We start from the raw sequence: 14,897 nt of genomic DNA on the forward strand, positions 1-14,897 counted from the left end.
CACAAACACAGTCGATTTTGCGCTAAAGGCTGTCCCAATTGCGACCCAACTTGTACTAACAGGCGCCTGCCTCATTGTGTACAATAACCGCTCGTTTGTCTTTTCTCACCAAGCTATCCGCATGAACTCACTTGAACACTTGCTGCAGCGTGCCGAACAACTGATCACGCGCCTGGAAACCCTGCTCCCCGCACCTCCCGCCGACATCAACTGGCAGGCCATCGCCTGGCGCTGGGTCAAACACGGTGCACAAGGCCAGCTACAAGCCGTAGACCACCCGCATGCAGTATTGCTGCAAGACATACAATTTATTGACCGGCAAAAAACTGAAGTCGTGCGTAACACCCGGCAGTTTTTGCAAGGTTTGCCTGCCAACCATGTGTTGCTCACTGGCGCACGCGGCACAGGCAAATCATCATTAGTTAAAGCCTTACTCAATAGCTATGCCGCCGAAAGCCTGCGCCTGATTGAAGTTGAAAAGCAGGACCTCAATGACCTGCCACAAATTGCGCAACTGATACGCCAGCGGCCGGAAAAGTTTATTATCTTCTGTGACGACCTCACGTTTGAAGCCAACGACACCGGCTATAAAGCGCTCAAAGTGATCCTCGATGGCTCGATTGAAGATGCATCGCCTAACCTGCTGGTATATGCCACCTCCAACCGCAAAAACCTGATGCCGGAATACATGGCCGACAACCAGCCAATTGTCGATAAAGGTGAAATCCGCCAAAACGACACCATAGACGAGAAAACCTCGTTGGCCGAGCGCTTTGGCCTGTGGCTCTCGTTCTATAGCTTTGACCAGGACGAATACCTGAGCATTGCCGAGCACTGGCTGCAAACCTTTGGCATCCCCATGGATGACGCTGCCCGCCACGCCGCCCTGCAGTTTTACCACACGCGTGGCGCCCGCAGCGGCCGCGTGGCCTACCAGTTTGCCAAAGACTACGCAGGCAAGCTGCAACTAGGCGCATAAAACACTGCGCATAGAGGCATTCATCTTTAAAACCATTTGCGCTTACTCACATTGAAACGCAGCTAAAAACAATATGACCAAACTCGTACAAGTCGCCGTTGCCATCCTGATCAAACCCAATGGCGAATACCTGCTCGCCAGCCGCCCCAATGGCAAAGGCTGGGCTGGCTGGTGGGAGTTTCCCGGCGGCAAAATCGAAGCTGGCGAAACGCCAGAACATGCATTGATCCGTGAATCCCAGGAAGAACTCGGCATCACCCCCACACAAATACAGCCGTGGATCAAACGCCGCTACGATTATCCGGCCACCCATGATGCCGAAGCCAAAACCGTGCTCCTGCACTTCTTTTTCGTGCATGCATGGCAAGGTGAGTTACAAGCACGCGAAGGCCAGCAATTCGCCTGGCAACATCCGCAAAAGCTCAACGTCACCCCTGTGCTACCCGCCAATGCGCCAATTATGCAAGCCCTGAGCCTGCCGCCCGTTTATGCCATCAGCAATGTGCAAGAAATGGGCAAACCCGCCTTCTTGCAAGCGCTAAAACAACAATTAGACCAAGGCCTGCAACTGCTGCAAATCCGTGAGCCACAGCTTGATAGCGCAGCATTGACTCAATTAAGCGAACAAGTATTACAGCTATGCGCGTCCTACGACTGCCGCTGCCTACTCAACGGCAGCCCAGAGCAAGCCCAACAGCTCGGTTACCAAGGCGTGCATTTAAATAGCCAGCGTCTGCTGGCCCTGGCGCAAAAACCGGATCACTTATTGGTAGGCGCCTCTTGTCACAGTCGCGCAGAGTTGGAACAAGCACAATCACTCCAACTAGACTTCGCCCTGCTCTCGCCAGTATTACCGACAAAAAGTCATCCAGAAGCAAGCGGAATGGGATGGGAGAAATTTAGTGAAACCTTAAATGGATTGGAAATCCCAGTTTATGGTTTAGGGGGTATGCTGCCAGAGCATCTATCAATCGCGCTCGCTGCGGGTGCGCGCGGTATTGCCATGCAACGGGCATGCTGGTCTTTCCTCAATTAAATAACAGGTTGTGAAGTGGGGATGTACAGGAGCTTGTGAGTGATAACAGCCTAGATATTGAGAATGTACTTACCACCTTAAATGTAGCTGGGGAATATAGTATATCCAGGGAAACTTTATATAAATACTTAAAATCCCCTACCTAAAAACCTGATAGCTCCCCAGCTGAACGTTTTAACTTAGTTTTCGGTAAGCTTGAACGCTTGCTTTCGTGCATAGGTATGCATGTTATAGAAACAATTGGCTTTAACAGGATGGCATTTCAATTTCTAGCCATAGCTGGTTCCAAACATTGCTGGCCAGATTTTCGATAGCCATCATTGCATTCCCAGTCGTTGCCATAGTAATTTAGCTTGGCGTTCAATGGTATTGCAACAGCTAGGCAAATACCTCCAGACTGTCTATAACCACGCTCGCACTCCCAGCCGTTCCCGTAGTAATTTAATTTGGCATTTTGCGGAATGGCAACTATTAAACATACACTTCCTGCTTGCCTATAGCCACGCTCACACTCCCAACCATTACCGTAATAATTCAGCTTAGCATTTTGAGGCAAATTTACAGCAACACATGTGGCGCCTGCTTGGCGATAACCCTTCTCACATTCCCATCCATTGCCGTAGTAGTTGAGCTTAGCGTTTTGAGGCAAATCTACAGCAACACATGCGGCGCCTGCTTGGCGATAGCCTTTCTCACATTCCCAATCATGACCGTAGTAGTTGAGCTTAGCGTTTTGAGGCAATTGAACAGCAACGCATGAGGCACCGATTTGACGGAAACCCTTTTCACACTCCCAATCATGGCCATAGTAATTAAGTTTGGCATTTTGAGGCAATTCAACGGGTACGCATGAGGCACCCGCTTGGCGGTATCCTTTTTCACATTCCCAGCCATTCCCGTAATAATTCAATTTTGCATTTTGAGGTACATCAACAGAAATGCAGCCCTCCCTTGATGAACGATAGCCAGGGTCACATTCAACGATACCCGGCCTATGAGTCTTTGTCCGACCTGTTTCTATTGATCTGGCTGGGCTAATGTATTCCTCGGAATTGCTTTCATGAGTTGTAGATTCAGGTTGGTCTTGGTCTAAATTAGGAGAATTATCGTTAGCAATTGAGTTAGTGTTGGGAGGCAAAGTTGAAGGATATGAAAATGATCTGAGACCATAACCATATGAATTAGGAGATAACTGTGTTCCAACCTTACCAGTATATGGATTTACGTTTCCGTAAGTACTCCAATTGTTACTGAAGTTGCCATCGGGCGCAGACCTCACATGTGGTTGTACATAGGTTCCATCTTTACGAACATATCCCCTCACACTTACATTTCCGCCTCTTGCTCCTCTTGCAAATGCAAAGTCTGCTGAAATGAGCATTAAGATCAATAGAAATATACTTAGTGTGATGGTCTTTGGAAAACTATGACTTTTCATTTTGATCCACCCTGTATTTTTATAATTCAAAATGAGAAACAAAAATTGCAACTATTACATTGACTTAAAACTATATGAGGCAGTGGCATTTTGCAAGATAAAAATACTCTTTAGCTTCATAGCAAAGTACATTTTCACAACCGTTGCAAAACTAATGATAGGATTATGTTTTAACTATTATTAGAGCACCTGCTGGTGTACCTTGTTATTTAGAAACAGTTGGATTTTTTCCCATTTATTACTTATTTAAAATCAATGACATAGGAAGATATTGAATTCCCCTCCCCGTGGGGACGCTAATAAGACAGTGTATGAAATTGCCAGTGCCGCACAACGCCTAAATGAACTCCGCGACAATTGGTTAAACCCTAATGAATGGGTCGATTGGGTCATTACCCCCGAAGAAGAAAAAGCAGACTTCCCTAAACGGGCGGTGGCCAAAGCAGGATTCGACGCCGAACTTAAAAAACGAACACTCACCAACTTATACAACCAAAGACCTGCGTGGCTAGATAACGCGCACAAAGCGCTTGATGCCGCCGTGGCTAAAGCTTACGACTGGGAAGATTACACGCCAGAAATGCCGGATGAAGAAATTTTAAGGAGTTTGCTCAAATTGAATCTCGAAAGAGTAGCAAATCAATGATCAGGCGATATAAAGCAACACGGCTTACAAATAATGACGCTATTAACTAAACGAAATTTGTTGTTATTGATTCCTCTGGTTGTGGCTGTTTTAGCCTCGCTAATAGCTGTTCATACAAAAAATTATCATGAACTTCGGCTATCGGGCGCAGAGGCTCTTCGTTCAGTGTCGATACTTTTTGCTTTGTTAGCGGGTTCTTCAATCGCGCTTCTAAATACATTTGTTACAGGACTACGCGAAGATGCGAAAAAACAGATTGCAGAAGTAAGGGAAATTTTGGATGAAATCGCGAACAGTAAAGAAAGAAACGGATATGAAGAGCTTGAATCACTTATTAAAAACCAGATAGACCCTTTACGTTGCTTAGCATTAAAGGAATGGCTTGAATACGATGAAGCAAACTTTATAAGACAACAAATGCCAGACACGGAACTCATAGCTTTGAGCAAAAAAGATTCTGTTTATTTCGCTAGATACTTTCTTCGCCTAGAAGATGAATTCAATGAATTAGGAGTAATTTTTGTTCGTCGCATTGTGGCCAAACATCATTTTGATACGGCCAGATGGTCATTGGGTTTTCTTGTGATAAGTATGATTATGATTTCCACGTCATACATGGTCCCAAATACTGAATTATGGAACTGTCTAGTGTTTATTATTGAGGCCACATTAGTATCAGCTGTAATTACTAATGCAGCATTCCTATTTTCGTTTTTTGTAAACGAAGCACAAGGTGGTATTGCCATTTATGAGTCAAACAAATAATCCATTACATGGCATCACGCTTGAGCAGGTCGTTGTCGCCTTGGTCGACTATTACGGCTGGGATAAACTCGCACAGAGAGTGAATATCAACTGTTTTAAGAGCGACCCATCTGTGAGGTCTAGCTTGAAGTTTTTGCGGCGGACGCCGTGGGCGCGAGCTGAGGTAGAGAGTTTATATCTCGCGACTTTTGCTAAAAATCACGGTTGATATTGATCGGGGTTTAAGCCCATATGAATCGTTTTTAAATCAGGGTGCGGCTTTTACCGGCATGGTGACAAACTGATCCGTAATCTTGCCTTGTTTGTCTTTAAAACAGAGTCTGAATTTTACTTGCTCACCCGCTTTAAACGGTGTGGGCAGTTCAAACAGCATTAAGTGCAAGCCGCCCGGTGCCAGTTTAACTGGCTTGCCAGCAGGTACTGGCAATTCTTCCATGCTACGCATCTTCATGACACCGTTTTGCATGGTCATGCTGTGCATTTCTACCGTGCCAGCACGCTCTGTTTCGGCATAAACCAAGGTGACATCCTGTGCGCTGGATAATGTGACGTAGGCGGCGCCTACAGATTGGCCTGGATTGGAAGCGCGAACCCACGCATCGCTCAGTTTTACCTCTGCATGCGCAATCCCTAGCCAGCCGATCAGGCAAACGCTGGTGACGAGGCGGGATAAGAAGGCTGTTTTTTGCATATTCAATAATCCTGGCAACCAGTTATTCTGGCTCGTATAAATCTGGCGGGGTGCTATCAGGAATACGAAACTTCTCCGTAGCCCAATCGCCGAGATCGACCAGTTTGCAACGCTCACTGCAGAATGGGCGGTATGGATTAGCGGTGGAGTACTCTGAAGTTTCGCCACAAGACGGACAAGCCACCTTGCGGGGTTTAACGGCGGGCTGTGTCAATTGTGTCCAGCCCCGGTAAAGTTACAGACGATCATCTTAAACGGGATGTCCTGCTCGCAACCTTTCGGGCGTTGCACGAAATCCAACTTTTGAAAGCGGATATTGATCGCGTATTTATTGGCACTGACTTCAGGGAAGCATTCGTCGTGGTCGATTTCGATGCGTAACAATTGTGCCGGCTTATGACCGGACAATTGCTGCTGGTAAGCGCCATGATGCGCCACCAGTGACAATACCTGGCCGCTACCGCGCAACAATTGCAGAATCAGTCGAATCGACTCATACATAGGCATCAGTTTGGTCAGCCAGTTGTCGAAGTCGTCCTTACGACGCTCTACGCCCAGGTACAGCCAATGACGGTAAGACGGTAAATCAAACTCGCACACGCCGCCAGGAATACTGGTGCGTTGTTTGACGCTCATTAACCAGTCATTTTCACGCAACGACTGGCCAAGTTTTTGATGATCAGAACGCAAAGCGGTGGCACAGCGATCCAGGCTGGACAATGTGCTCGCCAGTGCATTGCGGTCGATATTAGGATTGGTTTGCAGAAAGGATAACTGGACCTTGTGTCTGTCCAGCTCTTGTAGCAGATCGACTTTCAAATCCCCGCGATCAATCAAATCCAGGATTTGCAGCATGGAAATCAGCGCGACATGATGACTGATCTCATGCCCAATCTCAATGTGGTGCAACATCTTGACGAACAGATCTTCTAGGCGGAGATAAGTTCTGATGCGCTCGTTAAATGGAAACTCGTAGCTCGACACGGCAGCCTTTTCTGTCAGCTGATACTTGAAAAGTATGCAATAAAAGCCTGATTATGAAACCCTTTTCACTCACTGGCAAGTCTTAGAGAAATTTTTATGAAACTCTAGCACTTTTTCCTGCAATTTAGCCAGTGTTTGATCGTTTTCGATCACCGAATCTGCAATGGCTAAACGCTCATCCCGGCTGCTTTGCGCAGCGATCATGGCCTGCGCCATGCCTTCTGATAGCTGGCTGCGCTGTATCACGCGCGCGAGTTGCATCTGCTCATCACAATCGACGACCAGCACGTGATCAATCATGCGCCAGTCGTCACGGCTTTCCACCAGCAACGGAATCGCCAGCACCACGTAAGCATCGGCATATTGTGCTATCTGCCGGATAGCCTCCAAACGAATGGCCGGATGCATAATTTGATTGAGTTGATCCAGCGCATCTGGCTCAGCAAAGACCAATTCGCGTAATTTTGCCCTATCCAGCTGGCCATCAGCATTAAACATGGCATCGCCAAACTGCACGCGTACCGCTTGCATGGCCGAGCTGCCAGGCGCGCTCATGTCACGGGCGATATGGTCTAAATCGACGACGGGCACGCCTAATGCCATAAACGCGTTGCATACTTCGGTTTTACCACTGCCTATGCCGCCAGTCACGGCCACGACTTTGCTCATGATGGTGCTCGTTACGGTATCAGGTAATAGGAAGCCAGCGCTTGCCCGTAAAACAAGGCAGCAATACCCCCCAGCGCTAAAAATGGGCCAAACGGGATCGCGGTTTGGCGTGTTTTGCCTTTAAGCAAGATCAGGCCGATACCGATCACACTACCCACCACCGAGCTCAGTAAAATGACGGCAGGCAATAACTGCCAGCCAAACCAGGCACCAATGGCAGCCAGGAGTTTAAAGTCACCATAGCCCATGCCTTCTTTGCCGGTAACAAGCTTAAATAGCCAGTAGACTGACCATAACACCAAATATCCTGCCATCGCGCCGACGACGGCTGAAGTCAGGTCGGTAAAGCCGTATTTGATATTCAGCAACAAGCCCAGCCACAACAAAGGCAGCGTAATATCATCGGGGAGCAACTGGGTGTCAAAATCGATAAACGTCAACGCCACCAACGCGAATACAAACACCAGGGCAAATACCGTCAGCATGCTGTAGCCATACTGTACGGCCACCCCCAGCGACAGCAAACCGGTTAATAACTCGACCAATGGATAACGCACAGAAATCGAGGCTTGACAGCCGCGGCAGCGTCCACGCAGAAACAGGTAACTGATGACAGGAATATTTTCAATGGCGGTAATCCGGTGTCCGCAATGCGGGCAAGCCGAGCGCGGGGTCACAAGGTTATATTTGGGCTGCTCCGGTGCAGTTTGCCCTTGCAAATCCAGGCAACTGGCATGCCACTCACGCTCCATCATTCTCGGTAAACGATGGATCACCACATTGAGGAAACTCCCCACCAGCAAGCCAATCAGCAGGCACACGGCCTGTAAAAAATGGGGTTGCGTCTGCATTAAACTTAAAACGGGTTCAAGGATTTCTGACATGATACCGATAACATAGTTAAGGTTGCTGCATGATCGCATCGTTAATGCAAGTAAGCAAGGCTAAAAGACGGCAAAACCTGTTTAAAAGCCGCTTTCACCGCCTTGAAAACCACTTGCCTGGCACCATTTATGTGTAAGATGGATACTACAGTGCAACCGACCAGGTCTGTATCTGTGTTTAAGTGACATCCGTTATCAAGTGAAGGAAGTTGCCTATGTCTGATCAAATCAAATTTACGCCACCGACCGAAGCAGGCCTCAATCAGGTCGAGTTAAATCAAGTCGAGCATCCTGCCTGGGATGAGCCCGTCATTTGCCGGGTAGAAGTTGACTTGCCAGGCTGGCTGACAAAACTGACCGGACAATCACACTGGGAAGTCTACAGTGAAGAGGAAGAGGAAAACTGCATCAGCTTTGGCATGCGTTCACTACAAACACGCGGCTTGCATAAAGCTGCCGAGCTGATTGCTGAAAAAGATATGCAGGCAGAAGTGACGTTGTACCACAACGGCTACGCAGTGGTCGACGTCAATGGACAGTCATTGTTTGATGGCGCGCTCACCAACGCCACCAATGATTGTGCACGACTAAGCTACTACCATATCAGTGGCGAACCGATCGCATTAAACTGATATTGAAAACTAAATTACTGAAGTTGTAATAGCCAGCCTGCTCCTAGGCTGGCTGTAAGATTATTGCTGGCGACTGACAGAGAAGTTAGCCAAATCCAGCAAGGCCTGCTTGGCTGCTGTTGGCGCGAATACGGATAAGGCTTCACAAGCCAGGCTGGCTTCTTTTTGCGCGACGGCGCGCACGTAATCAAATGCTTTCACCGCATGCAAAATTTCCAGCACAGCCCCTAACTGAGACACCTGCCCTTCCAGCAGGGCCTGCTTCACCAGATCGGCTTGCGCTGCTGGCGCTTGTTGAATCGCATACAACATCGGCAGCGTCACTTTGCCTTCTGCCAGATCATTGCCTAAGGTTTTGCCTATTTTTTCGCTGTCGCCGGTTAAATCCAGCACATCATCAATCAGCTGAAACGCGGTGCCTAAATGCATGCCATAGGTGGCCAAACCCTCTTCCTGCTCAGCATTGGCCTGGCACTGCACAGCGCCCAAACGTGTCGCTGCTTCAAACAGTTTGGCGGTCTTAAAGTGGATCACCTGTAAATAATCCTGCTCACTGACGCCAATATTGCGCACATTAAGCAGCTGCAACACTTCGCCTTCAGAAATCACATTGGTCGCATCGGCCAAGATCTCCATCACGCGCATGTTTTGCAACTTCACCATCATCTGGAAGGCGCGTGAATACAAGAAATCACCCACCAACACACTGGCCGGGTTGCCATAGACATGATTAGCAGTCGACTTACCGCGACGCAGCTCAGACGCATCTACCACGTCATCATGCAACAAGGTCGCGGTATGAATAAATTCGATGATGGCGGCCAGCGAATGGTGCGCCGGCGTTACCGCGCCAGCCAAATCGCCGGACATCAATACCAGTGCCGGACGCAAGCGCTTGCCACCACTGTGGATGATGTATTCCGAAATTTGATTAATCAGCGGAACTTGAGATGACAAAGACTGGCGAATAACGGCATCCACCTGCTGCATATCGCCTGCAATCCGCGCCAAACAAGCATTTAGAGACACTGAAACACCAATGAAAAAACAAAGTTAAAGCATACCATACCTGCCCCGCCTCTCGCTACGCTCAACGCGGCAGAATATACATACAGACAGCCTTGATCATGCAGCAAGTCCGGCGAATAAGCGGCAAATACATGATGGATGACAGAAAAGAAAAAAGCCTTGCTTCCGAAGAAACAAGGCTTTTTATTTTTGGCGCGCCCGGAGCGATTCGAACGCCCGACCCTTTGGTTCGTAGCCAAATACTCTATCCAACTGAGCTACGGGCGCCAAGGTTTGCTGCTATGCAACAAAAACAGCATTATAACACTATTTTAAGCTTTGTGGCGGTGCAGATTCACATCCAACAACCAATCTACCAAAAACAATACCCGCACGGAGCAAGGTTTTTGGCGGTGAGCGAGGGATTCGAACCCTCGATACAGGTTTAAGCCCATATGCTTCCTTAGCAGGGAAGTGCCTTCGACCTCTCGGCCAGCTCACCTTATTAAAACAATCAAGTCCTAATAAAACCAACACAGCTTACGCTGTTCTCTTTGCAGTATTGCTACTGCATCGAAGGGCGCCATACTACGTGAAAACCCTTCAGAAATCAACGTCAAAAACAAGAATGTTTTATTTCTTTACATAAAGGAAACGTGAAATCAGCGAGCGAGCGGGATGAAGTGCAAGGCGCACGGAACGCAGAAACCGGAATGTACTGTAGTACATGAGGATTTTGAGTACCGCGTAACGCAGCAATTCGCCCGCGCAGCCGCTTATTCCGCGTTTCTATTAAGCGTTTTCTAAACCGAACGCTTTATGCAGCACGCGTACCGCCAGCTCCATATATTTCTCTTCAATCACCACGGCGATTTTAATTTCGCTGGTAGAAATCATCTGAATATTAATACCCTCTTCAGCCAGTGTGCGGAACATCTGGCTGGCAATACCCACATGTGAGCGCATGCCCACGCCGACCACAGACACCTTGGCGATCTTGTCATCGCCACTGATTTCACGTGCCTGGATATGGCCTTGCACCTTATCGCGTAACAAGGCCAGCGTCTTATTCATTTCATTCTTATGCACGGTAAAGGTGAAGTCAGTGGTGCCATCAGCGCCGACGTTCTGGATAATCATGTCGACATCGATATTGGCATCTGCCACCGGGCCCAGGATTTGATAAGCGATGCCTGGTTTATCAGGCACGCCAGTCACGGTAATTTTCGCCTCATCGCGGTTAAAAGCGATGCCGGAGATAATTGGTTCTTCCATGTTTTCCTCATTTTCTTCGAATGTGATCAGTGTGCCGTCGCCTTCTTCTTCAAAGCTGGACAACACACGCAATTTGACTTTGTATTTACCGGCAAACTCCACAGAACGAATCTGCAGCACTTTAGAGCCTTGAGAAGCCAGTTCCAGCATCTCTTCAAAAGTGATTTTTTCCAGGCGGCGCGCTTCAGGCACCACGCGAGGATCGGTGGTATATACGCCATCCACATCGGTATAAATCTGGCATTCATCGGCTTTTAAAGCAGCAGCCAAGGCCACACCAGTGGTATCAGATCCACCGCGACCCAGCGTGGTGATATTGCCATTGGCATCTACGCCCTGAAAACCTGCCACGACACAGACATAGCCGTCATCGAGGTCTTTTTTCAGGTTGTGCTGATCGATGTCCAGAATGCGCGCTTTGTTATACGCATCATCCGTCAGAATCTTGACCTGTGTGCCGGTATAGCTTTTTGCCTTAATACCAAGCTCCATCAGCGCCAGGGCAGTCATGCCTATGGTCACTTGCTCACCGGTGGACACCATCACGTCCAACTCACGTGGATCCGGATCCGGCATGATTTCCTTGGCCAAGGAGATCAAACGGTTGGTTTCGCCGGACATGGCAGATACCACGACCACCACTTGATGCCCCATGGCTTTATAGCGCGCAACACGACGCGCCACATGACGGATACGCTCGGGATTGGCGACTGAGGTGCCACCATATTTTTGTACGATTAATGCCATTATTTCGCTCTGTTAATCAATTGAATTAATTTAGTTTTGCTTCTGCCCAAGCCTTCACGCTTGCCAGTGCCTGCGGCAAATTGGCTGGTTCGGTACCACCAGCCATCGCCATATCCGGCTTGCCACCGCCCTTGCCACCGACCTGCCCTGCCACATGGTTCACCAGCTCACCTGCTTTCACCTTGGCCGTTAAATCAGCAGTTACGCCTGCTGCCAGGCTGACTTTACCGTCAGTCACACTGGACAAGACAATGACGGCAGATTTGAGTTTATCCTTGAGCTTATCCATGGTTTCGCGTAAAGCATTGGCATCAGCACCTTCCAGCGTTGCCGCCAACAATTTGACGCCATTGATATCCAGGGCTTGCGCCGCCAGGTCATCGCCCTGCGAGGATGCCAGTTTGGATTTCAAGCGTGCCAGCTCCTTTTCCAGAGACTTGACGTTATCCATCACCTGGGCGATCTTGGCAGGCAGCTCATGCGCTGGCGCTTTCAACTCACCAGCCACCTGATTAATCAGGGCTTGTTGCGTCTGCACCAGCTTCAATGCGCCCTCGCCGGTGGTCGCTTCCACGCGACGCACGCCAGCAGCCACACCGCTCTCAGCAGTAATCTTAAACAAACCGATATCGCCGGTACGGCTGACATGTGTCCCCCCGCATAATTCACGGGAAGTACCAATATCCAGCACGCGTACTTCGTCACCGTATTTTTCACCAAACAGCATCATGGCACCGGTTTGCTGCGCAGACTCAATGTCCATCACACGTGCTTGCGTGGCTGCGTTGGCAAGAATTTCCGCATTCACCAAGGTTTCCACTTTGGCAATCTCTGCATCCGTCATCGGCGCATTATGCACAAAGTCAAAACGGGTTTTTTCCGTATCCACCAGGCTGCCTTTTTGCTGCACGTGTTCACCCAGCACTTCACGCAAGGCTTTGTGCATCAAATGCGTCGCAGAGTGGTTACGCATGGTGTTGGCACGCGCTTGCAAATTGACCTTGGCAGCTAACGTATCACCGACTGACAAGCTGCCGGTTTTGAGTACGCCATGGTGACCAAATACCGCCGCCTGGATTTTTTGCGTATCTTCTACGGCAAAAATACCGTTAGCAGACTTAAGTTCACCGCTATCACCAATCTGGCCACCAGACTCTGCGTAAAAAGGCGTGTCATCTAGCACCACCACCCCCATGTCGCCCTCGTTTAAGGTGTTGACCGGGCTACCGTCTTTATACAACGCTAATACGTTGGCCTGCGTTTCCAGCTTGTCGTAACCGTGGAAAGTTGTTGCCGCGCCATCATATTCAAGATTTAGGGCCATCTTGAATTTACCGGCCGCGCGTGCCTGTTCTTTTTGACGCGCCATGGCAGCATCAAAACCAGCCGTATCCACGGTCACTCCACGCTCGCGGCAGATATCTGCGGTCAAATCCAGCGGGAAGCCGAAGGTATCATGCAACTTAAACGCCAGATCGCCATTGAAAATAGCGGGCTTGGTGGCCAATTCTGCTTCCAGAATCTGCATGCCGTTTTCAATGGTTTCAAAAAAGCGGTCTTCTTCCTGCTTGAGAATATCGGTGATGCGTACCTGGTTACTAATGAGCTCAGGATACGCCTCACCCATTTCAGCCACCAGATCCGCGACCAGCTTGTGGAAGAACGCGGCTCTACAGCCAAGTTTGTAACCATGACGAATCGCGCGGCGGATAATCCGGCGCAGCACGTAACCACGGCCTTCATTGCCGGCAATCACGCCATCGGCAATCAGGAAGGAACAGGCACGGATATGGTCAGCCAGCACTTTGAGTGAGGGGCTATCCAGATCAGCGGTATGGGTTTCGCGGGCTGCTGCTTTAATCAGTGCCTGGAACAGGTCGATTTCGTAGTTGGCATGCACACCCTGTAACACGGCAGAAATACGTTCCAGGCCCATACCGGTATCAACGGAAGGTTTAGGCAGAGGATGCATCACGCCCGCTTCATCGCGGTTAAACTGCATGAAGACGTTGTTCCAGATTTCGATGAAGCGGTCGCCATCTTCATCAGGTGAACCTGGAGGACCTCCTGGAATATGCGCACCGTGATCATAGAAAATCTCGGTACAGGGGCCGCAAGGCCCGGTATCGCCCATCATCCAGAAATTGTCAGACGCGTAACGCGCGCCCTTGTTGTCGCCAATACGGACAATTTTATCCGCAGGCACGCCGACTTCTTTATTCCAGATATCGTAAGCTTCGTCATCTTCCGCGTAGACGGTGACCATCAAGCGCTCTTTGGGCAAGGCATACACCTCGGTCAACAACTCCCAGGCAAACTTGATCGCATCGCGCTTGAAGTAGTCACCAAAGCTGAAGTTACCCAGCATCTCAAAAAAGGTGTGGTGGCGAGCGGTATAACCGACGTTTTCGAGGTCGTTATGTTTACCGCCTGCGCGTACGCATTTCTGGGCTGACGCCGCGCGGGTATAAGCGCGTTTGTCAAAGCCGAGAAACACATCCTTAAACTGGTTCATACCCGCATTGGTGAACAGCAGGGTCGGGTCACCATGCGGCACCAGCGAACTGGATGTCACCACCTGGTGGCCTTTGGAAGCAAAGAAATCCAGGAAAGCCTGGCGGATTTGCTTGCTGGAAGGGTTACTTCCGTAACTAACTGTAGTCTTCTGGACTGTCATCTTCTGCGTGTCTATTCAAAATATGTTTAATCACTTGAAACGTAAAACCGCGGCTTTGTAAAAAACGGGCTTGTTTCGCCCATTCTTCACGCGTCGTCGCGGCCGCTTTAAACTTTTTGCGCCAGACTTCTCTGGCGCGTGCTACTTCATTCTCTTGCAAACCGGCAACGGCTTCGGCAATCAGAGCGTCATCCACCCCTTTTTCGCGTAACTCATTAGCCACCCGTGCCGCACCAAATTTGGCCTGGCGCGCATGCACCATTTGTTCGGTGTAGCGTGCATCACTCAACCAGCCGCGCGCTTGAAAGTCTGCGATCAAGGCTGGTATATCATCGGCTTCATCGGCGTAAGCCTTAAGCTTTTGCGCCAGCTCGGCCGCAGAATACTCCCGCTTACTTAATCGCTCCAGCGCACGCTGGCGTAAGGATTTTTCTAACGGCTTTTTTGCTGGGGGTGGTGGCAACGG

The 14,897-nt window shown here is 49.3% G+C and carries 16 protein-coding genes and 2 tRNA genes; 6 read left to right on the forward strand and 12 right to left on the reverse strand.

The window, feature by feature from the left end:
- The first annotated feature begins 121 nt into the window (after positions 1-121).
- Together GQ52_RS00845 and GQ52_RS00850 are read left to right on the forward strand one after the other, a co-directional pair.
- Positions 122-979 carry an ATP-binding protein gene (locus GQ52_RS00845; protein WP_047514280.1) on the forward strand — a complete coding sequence of 286 codons (858 nt, stop codon included), beginning with the start codon at positions 122-124 and terminating at the stop codon, positions 977-979.
- A gap of 73 nt (positions 980-1,052) precedes the next feature.
- Entirely contained in the window at positions 1,053-2,015 is a 963-nt protein-coding gene (locus GQ52_RS00850; protein ID WP_047514283.1) for a Nudix family hydrolase, read from the forward strand.
- A gap of 262 nt (positions 2,016-2,277) precedes the next feature.
- Here the strand turns inward: GQ52_RS00850 and GQ52_RS14145 are convergent, their stop codons facing one another.
- Positions 2,278-3,453 (reverse strand): hypothetical protein, encoded by a 1,176-nt coding sequence (locus GQ52_RS14145; RefSeq protein ID WP_200884037.1) that lies wholly within the window; start codon positions 3,451-3,453, stop codon positions 2,278-2,280.
- Between the two features lie 271 nt (positions 3,454-3,724).
- Here GQ52_RS14145 and GQ52_RS00865 point away from each other — a divergent pair, with 271 nt between their 5' ends.
- From GQ52_RS00865 to GQ52_RS13805, 3 genes are read left to right on the forward strand one after another with little or no spacing between them, the layout of a single operon-like run.
- On the forward strand, positions 3,725-4,099 hold the full coding sequence (locus tag GQ52_RS00865; RefSeq protein ID WP_047514286.1) for a type IIL restriction-modification enzyme MmeI: 375 nt from the start codon (positions 3,725-3,727) through the stop codon (positions 4,097-4,099).
- A gap of 33 nt (positions 4,100-4,132) precedes the next feature.
- Positions 4,133-4,864, forward strand: coding sequence for a hypothetical protein (locus tag GQ52_RS00870; protein WP_047514288.1), 732 nt, complete (start codon positions 4,133-4,135; stop codon positions 4,862-4,864).
- Entirely contained in the window at positions 4,848-5,072 is a 225-nt protein-coding gene (locus GQ52_RS13805; protein ID WP_081979297.1) for a VF530 family DNA-binding protein, read from the forward strand. Before GQ52_RS00870 ends, GQ52_RS13805 begins: the two co-directional genes overlap by 17 nt.
- Positions 5,073-5,111: 39 nt before the next feature.
- On the opposite strand, the gene GQ52_RS00875 is transcribed toward GQ52_RS13805, so the two are convergent.
- The 5 genes from GQ52_RS00875 to GQ52_RS00890 all read right to left on the reverse strand — a co-directional run bounded on the left by GQ52_RS00875 (position 5,112) and on the right by GQ52_RS00890 (position 8,059).
- The gene (locus GQ52_RS00875) at positions 5,112-5,555 is read right to left on the reverse strand and encodes a copper chaperone PCu(A)C (RefSeq protein WP_047514290.1); all 444 of its coding nucleotides are present in this window, start codon (positions 5,553-5,555) and stop codon (positions 5,112-5,114) included.
- 22 nt (positions 5,556-5,577) lie between these two features.
- A complete protein-coding gene (locus tag GQ52_RS13810; RefSeq protein WP_369751528.1) occupies positions 5,578-5,739 on the reverse strand; it encodes a DNA gyrase inhibitor YacG in 162 nt (53 codons plus the stop codon).
- Between the two features lie 26 nt (positions 5,740-5,765).
- Positions 5,766-6,539, reverse strand: coding sequence for a cell division protein ZapD (gene zapD, locus GQ52_RS00880; RefSeq protein ID WP_029512330.1), 774 nt, complete (start codon positions 6,537-6,539; stop codon positions 5,766-5,768).
- Between the two features lie 69 nt (positions 6,540-6,608).
- Positions 6,609-7,208: a dephospho-CoA kinase gene (gene coaE, locus GQ52_RS00885; RefSeq protein WP_047514299.1), complete on the reverse strand. Its 600-nt coding sequence runs from the start codon at positions 7,206-7,208 to the stop codon at positions 6,609-6,611.
- An 11-nt stretch (positions 7,209-7,219) separates the two neighbouring features.
- Positions 7,220-8,059, reverse strand: coding sequence for an A24 family peptidase (locus GQ52_RS00890; RefSeq protein WP_019881718.1), 840 nt, complete (start codon positions 8,057-8,059; stop codon positions 7,220-7,222).
- A gap of 248 nt (positions 8,060-8,307) precedes the next feature.
- Here GQ52_RS00890 and GQ52_RS00895 point away from each other — a divergent pair, with 248 nt between their 5' ends.
- On the forward strand, positions 8,308-8,724 hold the full coding sequence (locus GQ52_RS00895; protein ID WP_019881717.1) for a hypothetical protein: 417 nt from the start codon (positions 8,308-8,310) through the stop codon (positions 8,722-8,724).
- Positions 8,725-8,784: 60 nt separating this feature from the next.
- Here GQ52_RS00895 and GQ52_RS00900 read toward each other — a convergent pair whose 3' ends face one another.
- From GQ52_RS00900 to recX, 6 genes are all read right to left on the reverse strand, one after another.
- Positions 8,785-9,714, reverse strand: coding sequence for a polyprenyl synthetase family protein (locus GQ52_RS00900; RefSeq protein ID WP_047514302.1), 930 nt, complete (start codon positions 9,712-9,714; stop codon positions 8,785-8,787).
- A gap of 229 nt (positions 9,715-9,943) precedes the next feature.
- Positions 9,944-10,020 (reverse strand) — tRNA-Arg (locus GQ52_RS00905).
- 120 nt (positions 10,021-10,140) lie between these two features.
- Positions 10,141-10,234: transfer RNA gene (locus GQ52_RS00910), tRNA-Ser, on the reverse strand.
- 290 nt (positions 10,235-10,524) lie between these two features.
- Entirely contained in the window at positions 10,525-11,754 is a 1,230-nt protein-coding gene (locus tag GQ52_RS00915) for an aspartate kinase (protein ID WP_019881715.1), read from the reverse strand.
- A 25-nt stretch (positions 11,755-11,779) separates the two neighbouring features.
- Entirely contained in the window at positions 11,780-14,431 is a 2,652-nt protein-coding gene (alaS, locus tag GQ52_RS00920) for an alanine--tRNA ligase (protein ID WP_047514305.1), read from the reverse strand.
- Positions 14,406-14,894, reverse strand: a complete 489-nt coding sequence (gene recX / locus GQ52_RS00925; protein ID WP_047514308.1) for a recombination regulator RecX — start codon at positions 14,892-14,894, stop codon at positions 14,406-14,408. The genes alaS and recX overlap by 26 nt, the downstream gene beginning before the upstream one ends.
- Positions 14,895-14,897 lie beyond the last annotated feature (3 nt).

Source organism: Methylophilus sp. Q8 (assembly GCF_000800115.1).
Lineage (GTDB): Bacteria > Pseudomonadota > Gammaproteobacteria > Burkholderiales > Methylophilaceae > Methylophilus.